The sequence below is a fragment of the Actinotalea sp. C106 genome (assembly GCF_023630195.1).
Classification (GTDB): Bacteria; Actinomycetota; Actinomycetes; order Actinomycetales; family Cellulomonadaceae; genus Actinotalea.
On the sequence record NZ_JALPKN010000119.1, the window covers coordinates 1 to 9,455 of the forward strand.

A 9,455-nucleotide genomic window follows, 5' to 3' on the forward strand; every position below is an offset into this window, starting at 1 on the left:
CACGCAGCAGGGTCGACCCGGCGGTGGCCTCACCGGCCCGGCTCAGGACCGCGTCGACCTCGCTCGCCAGGCGCGTGACGTCGCGCGGGGCCAGCTCGGCGTCGTCGGCGAGCCAGGCGACCGACTCCGGCGAACGCGCGAGGGCGTCCGCGACGTACCTCGAGCGGGACAGGACGCTGGCCAGTCGCTCGGCCGCGACCCCGGAGTCGCGGAGCAGCTTGAGGTACCAGTGGGTGGTGCCGAGCTCGTCCGACAGGCGACGGAAGGCCAGCAGCCCGCCGTCGGGGTCGCTGCCCTCGGCGAACCAACCCAGCAGGACGGGCAGCAGCTGACGCTGGATCGACGCGCGTCGGCTGACCCCCTCGGTCAGGGTCGCGATGTGCCGGACGGCGCCCGAGGGGTCGCGGTACCCGATGGCCGCGAGCCGCGCGCGGGCGGCCTCGGGGGCGAGGCTGGCCTCCTCACGCGTCAGGCTCGCGGTCGCGGGCAGCAGCGGTCGGTAGAACAGCTCCTCGTGCAGGTGGCGGACGTCACGACGGACCGTGCGCCACCGCTGCATCACCGCCTCCTGGTCGGGGGGCTGCAGCCGCGAGGCACGAGCCAGCCGTCGCAGGTCCACCTCGGCCTCGGGGAGCAGGTGGGTCCGGCGCAGGCGGTGCAGCTGGACCCGGTGCTCGAGGGTGCGCAGCAGGCGGTAGCAGACACCGAGCCGCGCCGCGTGGTCCCGTCCGACGTATCCCGCCGCGGCCAGGGCCGCGAGCGCCGTGAGGGTATTGGGGCTGCGGATCGTCTCGTCGGCCCGACCGTGCACGAGCTGCAGGAGCTGGACCGTGAACTCGACGTCGCGCAGGCCCCCAACCCCGAGCTTGAGCTGACGGTCGGCCTCGGCGGCCGGGACGTGGTCCTCGACCCGGCGCCGCATGGCCTGGGAGTCCTCGACGAAGTGCTCGCGCTCGACCGCGGTCCACACCATCGGGCCCAGGGCAGCGGTGTACTCGGCCCCCAGCTCGAGGTCCCCCGCGACGGGACGGGCCTTGAGGAGTGCCTGGAACTCCCAGGTCTTGGCCCAGCGCTCGTAGTAGGCCACGTGGCTCGCGACGGTCCGCACGAGCGGGCCGTTCTTGCCCTCGGGGCGCAGCGCCGCGTCCACGGGCCACAGCGCGGGCTCGCTCGACGGGCCCGAGCAGACCCGCGCCAGGGCGGTGGCGAGCCGGGCTCCGACCCCCAGGGCCTCGGTCTCCTCGTGGCCCTCGTGCGGCTCGACGACGTAGATGACGTCGACGTCGCTGACGTAGTTGAGCTCGCGTCCACCGCACTTGCCCATGCCGATCACGGCGATCCGGGCGGCGGCGTGCTCCTCCACCTCGGCCCGCGCCAGGGCCAGAGACGCCTCGAGGGCTGCCGAGGCGAGGTCGGCCAGGGCCGCCCCGACGGCGGGCAGCAGCGAGAGCGGCTCGCTCGAGGCCAGGTCGACCGCGGCGATGCGCAGCAGTCTCCGGCGGTAGGCCCGCCGCATCGCGTCGATGCCGTCGGTGCCCGTCGTGCTCGCGACCGGGACGCCGTCCGGCTCGGCACCGACGGCTGCGAGCAGCTCGGCCCGCACCAGGCGCGAGTCGGCACCGATCGGGGTGGGCTCGGCCAGGGCGTCGAGGTCCTCGGGGTGCCGAACCAGGTGGTCGCCCAGTGCCGTCGAGGCCCCGAGCACCGCGAGCAGGCGCTCGCGCTCAGGGCTGGGTCGGTCGAGCAACGTGCGCAGGGCTGCCCTGTCGGGCACCGCACCGGACAGGCGCGCGAGCCCGAGGAGGGCGTCGTCGGGCGATGCCACCCCGCCCAGCAGGTCGAGCAGCGGGGCAGCCTCGTCGACCGGTCCCAGGGCGGCCACGAGGTCGGGGTCCTCGACGAGGGTCGCCCCGCGGGCGGGGTCGACGAACCCGAGGCGGGTCAGGCGCCCGTGCAGGCTCCGCGCGGGCCGCCGCGCGGAGCCTGAGCCTTCCGTGCCCGCGCTCACAGGACCGGGAGGAACCGCTTCAGCTCGAAGGGCGTGACCTGGGCGCGGTAGGCGTTCCACTCCTCGCGCTTGTTGCGCAGGACGAAGTCGAAGACGTGCTCACCGAGGGTCTCGGCCACCAGCTCGGAGCTCTCCATGACGGCGATCGCCTGGTCCAGGGAGGAGGGCAGCGGCTGGATGCCCATGGCGCGCCGCTCACCGTCGGTCAGCTCCCAGACGTCGTCCTCGGCCCCCTCGGGCAGCTCGTAGTTCTCCTCGATGCCCTTGAGGCCCGCCGCGAGCAGCACCGCGTACGACAGGTACGGGTTGGTGGCCGAGTCGACCCCGCGGTACTCCACCCGGCTCGAGTTGACCTTGCCGGGCTTGTACATCGGTACCCGCACCAGGGCCGAGCGGTTGTTGTGGCCCCAGCAGATGTAGCTCGGGGCCTCGGCCCCGCCCCACATGCGCTTGTAGGAGTTCACGTACTGGTTGGTGATCGCGGTGATCTCCGCCGCGTGGTGCAGCAGACCCGCGATGAACTTCCGCGCGGTCGAGGAGAGCTCGAAGGGGGCACCCGGCTCGTGGAAGGCGTTGCGGTCCCCCTCGAAGAGCGAGAGGTGGGAGTGCATGCCCGACCCGGGGTGGTCCGCGAGGGGCTTGGGCATGAAGGAGGCGTGCAGGCCCTGCTCGAGGGCGACCTCCTTGACCACGGTGCGGAAGGTCATGATGTTGTCCGCGGTGGTGAGAGCGTCGGCGTACCGCAGGTCGATCTCGTTCTGGCCCGGCCCGGCCTCGTGGTGGGAGAACTCGACCGAGATGCCCATCGACTCGAGCATCGTGATCGCGGCGCGGCGGAAGTCGTGACCCGTGCCACGTGCCACGTGGTCGAAGTACCCGGCGGTGTCGACGGGGACCAGCGGCTTCTCGGGGTCGGCCGGGTTCTCGAAGAGGTAGAACTCGACCTCGGGGTGCGTGTAGAAGGTGAAGCCCTTGTCCCCGGCCCGCTGCAGGGCGCGCTTGAGCACGTGCCGCGAGTCCGCGAGCGAGGGCTCGCCGTCGGGGGTCTGGATGTCGCAGAACATGCGGGCGGTGCCGTGGCGCTCACCCCGCCAGGGCAGCACCTGGAAGGTCGAGGGGTCGGGCTTGGCGAGCATGTCCGCCTCGTACACCCGCGTGAGCCCCTCGATCGCACTGCCGTCGAACCCGATGCCCTCCGAGAAGGCGTTCTCGAGCTCGGCGGGGGCGACCGCCACCGACTTGAGGATCCCGAGCACATCGGTGAACCAGAGTCGGATGAAGCGGATGTCCCGTTCCTCGACCGTACGGAGCACGAACTCCTGCTGCCTGTCCATGACGCCATCCTGCCCCACGCAGATGTCCGTCGGGTGACATGTCCGGGCTCTGGCACGTCGCACCACTCGCGTCGAGGGCGTCGCAGCAGGTCGTTAGGGTGGTCAGATGGCGCAGATCCGCATCGCACTGGCCCAGATCGACACCTGCGTCGGCGACCTCGCCGGCAACGCGGACCAGGTCCTGACCTGGACCCGCAGCGCCGTCGAGGCGGGGGCCGACCTCGTCGCCTTCCCCGAGATGACCCTCACCGGCTACCCGATCGAGGACCTCGCGCTGCGTGACTCCTTCGCCCGCGCGGCCGACCGTGCGCTGCACGACGTCGCGGAGCGGCTCGTGGCCGAGGGGCTCGGCGAGATCACGGTCGCCCTGGGCACGCTGGGCCGGGACAGCGGTGGCCGCGCGACCAACCAGGCCGTGGTGATCCGTGGCGGCACCGTCCTCGCCCGCTACGACAAGCACCACCTGCCGACCTACGGCGTCTTCGACGAGTTCCGCATCTTCTCCCCCGGCGACGAGGCCAGCGTGGTGCAGGTCGGCGGCCGCAGCGTCGGGCTCGCGATCTGCGAGGACATCTGGCAGGACGCCGGCCCGGTGGACAGCCTGGCGGGCGCCGGGCTCGACCTCCTGCTCGTGCTCAACGGCTCGCCCTACGAGGAGGGCAAGGGCCACGTGCGCTCCGAGCTGGCAGGCCGACGCGCCCGCGAGGTCGGCGCCCCGGTGGCCTACGTCAACATGGTGGGGGGCCAGGACGACCTCGTCTTCGACGGCGGCTCCTTCGTGACCGACGCCGACGGCCACGTGGTCGCGAGCTCGCCGCAGTTCGTCGAGCACCTCCTCGTGGTCGACCTCGCCGCGGACGGCCGTCCCGCGGGCGGCATGCTCGCGGCGCCCCTCGACGCCGACGCCGAGGTCTACAGCGCCCTGGTCACGGGCCTGCGGGGCTATGCGACCAAGAACGGCTTCACCGGCGTGGTGCTCGGGCTCTCGGGCGGCATCGACTCGGCCCTCGCGGCCGCGATCGCCGCCGACGCCCTCGGAGGTCAGAACGTCGTCGGCGTGTCGATGCCCTCGCGGCACTCCTCGGACCACTCGCGCGACGACGCCGCAGACCTCGCGCGGCGCATCGGCGCGGACTACCGGGTCCAGCCCATCGCGCCCATGGTCGACGCCTTCGAGGGCCAGATGGACCTGCCGGGCATCGCCGGCGAGAACCTCCAGGCCCGCGTCCGTGGCGTCATCCTCATGGCCGTGTCCAACGTCGAGGGGCAGCTCGTCCTGGCCACGGGCAACAAGTCCGAGCTGGCCGTGGGCTACTCCACGATCTACGGCGACGCCGTCGGCGGCTTCGCCCCGCTCAAGGACGTCGACAAGTCCCGGGTGTGGGCGCTCGCGCGGTGGCGCAACCAGTCGGCCCTGGACGCCGGGGAGCTCCCGCCCATCCCCGAGGCCTCGATCACCAAGCCCCCCTCGGCCGAGCTGAGCCCCGGCCAGGTGGACACCGACTCGCTGCCCGCCTACGACCTCCTCGACGAGGTGCTCGACGCCTACGTGGAGCACGCCGAGGGGCGCGAGGAGCTGCTGGCCCGCGGCTTCGACGCGGAGGTCGTGGACAAGGTCCTGTCCCTGGTGGACCGGGCCGAGTGGAAGCGCCGGCAGTACCCCCCGGGGCCCAAGGTCACCGCCCTGGCCTTCGGGCGGGACCGTAGGCTGCCGGTCACCAGCCGGTGGCGCGAGCCGCGCGGCCCCGTCGAGGAGTGAGGCAACGATGAGTGAGCCGACGTCGGCCACGCCGGCCCCCAAGCGCGTCCGTGTGCACCACCTGCGCGAGGCCAAGGAGCGCGGTGAGCGCATCACCATGCTCACCGCCTACGACGCGCCGACCGCGCAGATCTTCGACGAGGCAGGGACCGAGGTCCTGCTGGTCGGGGACTCGATGGGCAACGCCCTCTACGGGCACGCGACGACCCTGCCGGTGACGGTCGAGGACGTCCTGCGCCACACCCAGGCCGTCGTCGGCGCCACGCGCCGGGCCCTGGTCGTCGCCGACCTGCCTTTCGGCTCCTACGAGGCCTCCCCCGCCCACGCCCACGCCACCGGCGTGCGGATGCTCAAGGAGGCCGGGGCGCACGCGGTCAAGCTCGAGGGCGGGCGACACGTCGCCGAGCACGTGCGGCTCCTCACCTCGACGGGCATCCCCGTGATGGGCCACCTGGGCTTCACCCCGCAGTCGGAGAACGCCCTGGGAGGCAAGCGGGTCCAGGGACGCGGCCAGGACGCGGCCGAGCGGCTGACCGAGGACGCCCTCGCCCTCCAGGAGGCCGGGGCCTTCGCGATCGTCCTGGAGATGGTCCCTGCCCCGCTCGCCGCGCAGGTCACCGAGGTGCTCGCCGTCCCCACCATCGGCATCGGCGCCGGGCCGGACTGCGACGGGCAGGTGCTGGTCTGGATGGACATGGCGGGCCTGGGCACGTGGTCCCCCCGCTTCGCGAAGAAGTACGCCGACGTCGGTGCCGTGCTCTCCGCCGCGGCGCGGGCCTACAACGACGAGGTGCGCTCGGGGGCCTTCCCGACCGCCGAGCACAGCTTCACGGACTGAGCTGGCCGGATCGAGCTCCGGGGCGCCGTCCCTCAGGCGGGGTCCACGCCCCAGCTGTCGTCCTCGTCCCGTCGACGCCGGTCCTCCTCCTCCCAGGCCTCGTTGCGGCGCCGGGCCTTCTCGAGAGCCTCCGTCGCCTCCTCGCGGGTCTCGTACGGGCCCATCCGTCCCTGCCAGGAGCTCTGCCGGCCCTGCTCGACCTCCCCGGTCGAGGGGTCGTAGAACCACCGTGCTGCGCGCGTCGGGTCCTGGTCCTCGCTCATCCGCGTTCCTTCCGGTCCGTCGGGCTGCCTGCCCGGCACGCTCACCCTCGCGGTGATCCGGGTGCGACGCACGCTGGGCCGCCCGTCCGTAGACTGCCAGGCATGCCGACCGCCCATGCGCCGACGGGCACGCTCGTGCCCGGGACCCTCAGCCCCATCCGCACCGTCCCGAGCAACATCTCCCGACCCGAGTACGTGGGCAAGGACCGTGAGCTGCCGTTCACGGGATCCGAGGTCAAGGACGCCGAGACCATCGAGCGCATCCGCGTGGCCTCACGCATCGCGGCGCAGGCCCTCGCCGAGGTCGGCCGCCACGCGGCCCCCGGGGTGACCACCGACGAGCTCGACCGCATCGGCCACGAGTTCCTGTGCGACCACGGTGCCTACCCCTCGACCCTGCACTACCAGCCCCACCCGCAGCAGGTCCCCTTCCTCAAGTCGCTGTGCACCTCGGTCAACGAGGTGATCTGCCACGGCGTGCCCGACTCGACGGTGCTTCAGGACGGCGACATCGTCAACGTCGACGTCACCGCGTACCTCGACGGGGTGCACGGCGACAACAACGCGACCTTCTTGGTGGGTGACGTCGACGAGGAGTCGCGGCTGCTGGTCGAGCGCACCCACGAGGCCATGATGCGAGGCATCAAGGCCGTGGCCCCCGGGCGCGAGGTCAACGTGATCGGGCGCGTGATCGAGAAGTACGCCTCGCGCTTCGGCTACGGGGTGGTCCGCGACTTCACCGGCCACGGTGTGGGCGAGACCTTCCACTCGGGCCTGATCGTGCCGCACTACGACTCCGCCCCCCACCATGCCGACGTCATCGAGCCCGGCATGGTCTTCACCATCGAGCCGATGATCAACCTCGGCACCCACGAGTGGGACATGTGGGAGGACGGCTGGACGGTCGTGACGAAGGACCGACGACGCAGTGCGCAGTTCGAGCACACCCTCGTGGTGACCGAGACCGGAGCGGAGGTCCTGACCCTGCCATGACCGATCAGACCCATCCCCAGCGGCACCCCTCGGGGGCCTTCGGCATCGACATCGGCGGGTCCGGCATCAAGGGCGCCCCGGTCGACCTCGTCGTCGGCGAGCTCTCCGCCGACCGGGTGCGCATCCCCACCCCGCAGCCGGCGACCCCCGACGCCGTGGCTGCCACGGTCGCCGAGCTGGTCGACTCCTTCGACCTGCCCCGCGACGTACCCGTCGGCGTCACCTTCCCTGCCGTGATCCAGCACGGCGTGGCGCGCTCGGCCGCCAACGTCGACGACTCGTGGATCGGCACCGACGTGAGCAAGGTCGTCGCCAAGGCGACGGGACGCCAGGTGCTGGCGGTCAACGACGCCGACGCCGCGGGTTACGCCGAGACGCTGTTCGGTGCGGCACGCGGGCGCGAGGGCACGGTCCTGGTCGTGACCCTGGGCACCGGCATCGGCTCCTGCCTCGTGGTCGACGGGGCCCTCGTGCCCAACACCGAGCTGGGCCACCTCGAGATCGACGGGCACGACGCCGAGAGCCGGGCCGCGGACTCGGCGCGCGAACGCGAGGACCTGAGCTGGGACGAGTGGGCCGAGCGCCTGCAACGGTACTTCCGCGTGGTCGAGGACCTGCTCTGGCCCGACCTCATCGTCGTGGGCGGCGGCGTGTCCAAGAAGCACCAGAAGTTCCTGCCGCTGCTCGACCTGCGCACCCCGATCATCCCGGCGGGCCTGCGCAACGCCGCGGGGATCGTCGGGGCTGCGGCGCTCGCCGCGCACGGCACCGTCCTGGACTGAGCACGACCGCGGAGCGCGGTCGGCGCCTGCCCGTGGAGCGCGCGGCGGTCAGGCGTCGATCTGCGTGATCCGGCCCTGCACGCTGCGGTCGACGGGCTCGGCGTCGAACATGTGGGTGAGGCCGAGCAGGTCCAGGACCTCGGTCACGACCGCGGGCGGATCGGCGAGGGAGACGGTCAGCCCTTCCTCGCGCCCGACGGTGCAGAACTGGATGAGGAAGGCGATGCCGGTCGAGTCGATGAACGTCACATCGCGGGTGTCGATCACCACGGAGAGGTTGCGGTCCAGCGTGCGCGAGAGCGCGGCCCCAGCCTCGTGACGCAGGGCCTCGTCGATCTCGCCCCACAGCCGGGCGATGGTGCTGTCCGCCGTCTCATGCACGGTGATGCCGCCGACGGGGGGCTTGCTGGTGTCACTCATGGGTCGCCTTCGTCTCTCGATGAGCGTCGTCCACGTGGAGCGAGCCATCGCATCGTCTGGGGCGCCTCACCAGAGCGGGGTCCGGGCAGAGGAGAAGGCGAGTGACACGATATCGCACAGATCTCCGCGACGCACCCACCCTCGAGATGCGGCGCCCGGCACGCGATGCCACCGTGGGCCGATGAGTGACAAGCTGCCCGACTCCTTCGACCCCGACCAGCCCGACCTGCCGACCAAGGCCGTCGATCCGGACCCCGTGCCCGACAAGGACGAGTCCGCCGAGCACGAGCCCAAGCGGACGGCGGAGACCTCGTAGGCCTCCGCCGCGGCGCTTGGTGGGCGGATGAGTCGGCCGGTACGCCGGGTTCTGTCCCCGCGCGGGGTCTCCCCTGCGCGGGTGGCGGCCATCCCTCTACGACGTACGTTGCCGCACGCCTCCAGCGGCCTACCCGGGAGCTCGGGCGAGCAGCCCTCGAACGCTCCCTGTCTGGCCTTGCTCCAGGTGGGGTTTACCTAGCCGCACCGGTCACCCGGCACGCTGGTGGTCTCTTACACCACCGTTTCACCCTTACCGATCGGGCCCGGCCGAGGCCGGACCGTCACGGCGGTCTGTTCTCTGTGGCACTGTCCCGCGGGTCACCCCGGGTGGGCGTTACCCACCACCTCGCTCTACGGAGCCCGGACGTTCCTCGGCAGGTGCGGCGGACCGCACCTGACGCGACCGCCTGGCCGACTCATCCGCATGCCCAGGCTACCGCCCCACGGAGGTGACGACGGTCACCGACCCCGTGGACGGCGTCCTCAGAGCTCCACGCCGGGCCATAGCCTTCGACCGTGCTCGTGCTCCTCCCGCCCTCCGAGGGCAAGACCGCGCCCCGCCGCGGCAAGCCCGTCGACCTCTCCTCCCTCAGCAACCCAGGTCTCACCGAGTCGCGGATCCTCGTCCTCGAGGCCCTGCTCGAGGCGAGCGCCCGGCCCGACGCCGTCGACCTGCTCGGCGTCGGGCCCTCCCTCGCGGCGGAGGTCGAGCGCAACCTCGGTCTCCGCGCGGCGCCGAC

General features: G+C 72.4%; 9 protein-coding genes, 1 other RNA gene and 1 pseudogene. 6 read left to right on the forward strand and 5 right to left on the reverse strand.

Features of this window, described 5'->3' with window-relative positions:
* Positions 1-2,008: bifunctional [glutamine synthetase] adenylyltransferase/[glutamine synthetase]-adenylyl-L-tyrosine phosphorylase (locus L0B03_RS09525; RefSeq protein ID WP_250445575.1), on the reverse strand; the 2,008-nt coding region annotated here is incomplete at its 3' end.
* Complete coding sequence (locus tag L0B03_RS09530) at positions 2,005-3,342, reverse strand: glutamine synthetase family protein (RefSeq protein ID WP_250445576.1); 1,338 nt, start codon at positions 3,340-3,342, stop codon at positions 2,005-2,007. The genes L0B03_RS09525 and L0B03_RS09530, both read right to left, overlap by 4 nt.
* 106 nt (positions 3,343-3,448) lie before the next feature.
* On the opposite strand from L0B03_RS09530, the gene L0B03_RS09535 reads away from it, so the two are divergent.
* Both L0B03_RS09535 and panB read left to right on the forward strand, forming a co-directional pair.
* The gene (locus L0B03_RS09535) at positions 3,449-5,101 is read left to right on the forward strand and encodes an NAD+ synthase (protein WP_250445577.1); all 1,653 of its coding nucleotides are present in this window, start codon (positions 3,449-3,451) and stop codon (positions 5,099-5,101) included.
* A gap of 7 nt (positions 5,102-5,108) precedes the next feature.
* Positions 5,109-5,939 (forward strand): 3-methyl-2-oxobutanoate hydroxymethyltransferase, encoded by an 831-nt coding sequence (gene panB, locus L0B03_RS09540; RefSeq protein WP_250445578.1) that lies wholly within the window; start codon positions 5,109-5,111, stop codon positions 5,937-5,939.
* Positions 5,940-5,971: 32 nt separating this feature from the next.
* On the opposite strand, the gene L0B03_RS09545 is transcribed toward panB, so the two are convergent.
* On the reverse strand, positions 5,972-6,202 hold the full coding sequence (locus L0B03_RS09545; protein WP_250445579.1) for an SPOR domain-containing protein: 231 nt from the start codon (positions 6,200-6,202) through the stop codon (positions 5,972-5,974).
* A 102-nt stretch (positions 6,203-6,304) separates the two neighbouring features.
* Here L0B03_RS09545 and map point away from each other — a divergent pair, with 102 nt between their 5' ends.
* Positions 6,305-7,195 (forward strand): type I methionyl aminopeptidase, encoded by an 891-nt coding sequence (map, locus tag L0B03_RS09550; RefSeq protein WP_250445580.1) that lies wholly within the window; start codon positions 6,305-6,307, stop codon positions 7,193-7,195.
* Positions 7,192-7,977, forward strand: coding sequence for a polyphosphate--glucose phosphotransferase (gene ppgK / locus L0B03_RS09555; RefSeq protein WP_250445581.1), 786 nt, complete (start codon positions 7,192-7,194; stop codon positions 7,975-7,977). Before map ends, ppgK begins: the two co-directional genes overlap by 4 nt.
* Positions 7,978-8,025: 48 nt before the next feature.
* Here ppgK and L0B03_RS09560 read toward each other — a convergent pair whose 3' ends face one another.
* Positions 8,026-8,397, reverse strand: a complete 372-nt coding sequence (locus L0B03_RS09560; RefSeq protein WP_250445582.1) for an STAS domain-containing protein — start codon at positions 8,395-8,397, stop codon at positions 8,026-8,028.
* Positions 8,398-8,578: 181 nt separating this feature from the next.
* Here L0B03_RS09560 and L0B03_RS09565 point away from each other — a divergent pair, with 181 nt between their 5' ends.
* Complete coding sequence (locus L0B03_RS09565) at positions 8,579-8,713, forward strand: chromosome partitioning protein (protein ID WP_250445583.1); 135 nt, start codon at positions 8,579-8,581, stop codon at positions 8,711-8,713.
* A gap of 24 nt (positions 8,714-8,737) precedes the next feature.
* Here L0B03_RS09565 and rnpB read toward each other — a convergent pair.
* Positions 8,738-9,134, reverse strand: an RNA gene (rnpB, locus tag L0B03_RS09570) — RNase P RNA component class A.
* 97 nt (positions 9,135-9,231) lie between these two features.
* Between rnpB and L0B03_RS09575 the strand changes: the two are divergent.
* Positions 9,232-9,455: pseudogene (locus L0B03_RS09575) on the forward strand (peroxide stress protein YaaA); the annotation flags it as partial.

Bases quoted from the DNA above. Each gene is read 5' to 3' on its own strand.
- L0B03_RS09535 (WP_250445577.1), top strand. From the start codon at position 3,449: ATGGCGCAGATCCGCATCGCACTGGCCCAGATCGACACCTGCGTCGGC.
- L0B03_RS09545 (WP_250445579.1), bottom strand. From the start codon at position 6,202: ATGAGCGAGGACCAGGACCCGACGCGCGCAGCACGGTGGTTCTACGAC.
- panB (WP_250445578.1), top strand. From the start codon at position 5,109: ATGAGTGAGCCGACGTCGGCCACGCCGGCCCCCAAGCGCGTCCGTGTG.
- map (WP_250445580.1), top strand. From the start codon at position 6,305: ATGCCGACCGCCCATGCGCCGACGGGCACGCTCGTGCCCGGGACCCTC.
- L0B03_RS09530 (WP_250445576.1), bottom strand. From the start codon at position 3,342: ATGGACAGGCAGCAGGAGTTCGTGCTCCGTACGGTCGAGGAACGGGAC.
- L0B03_RS09560 (WP_250445582.1), bottom strand. From the start codon at position 8,397: ATGAGTGACACCAGCAAGCCCCCCGTCGGCGGCATCACCGTGCATGAG.
- ppgK (WP_250445581.1), top strand. From the start codon at position 7,192: ATGACCGATCAGACCCATCCCCAGCGGCACCCCTCGGGGGCCTTCGGC.
- L0B03_RS09565 (WP_250445583.1), top strand. From the start codon at position 8,579: ATGAGTGACAAGCTGCCCGACTCCTTCGACCCCGACCAGCCCGACCTG.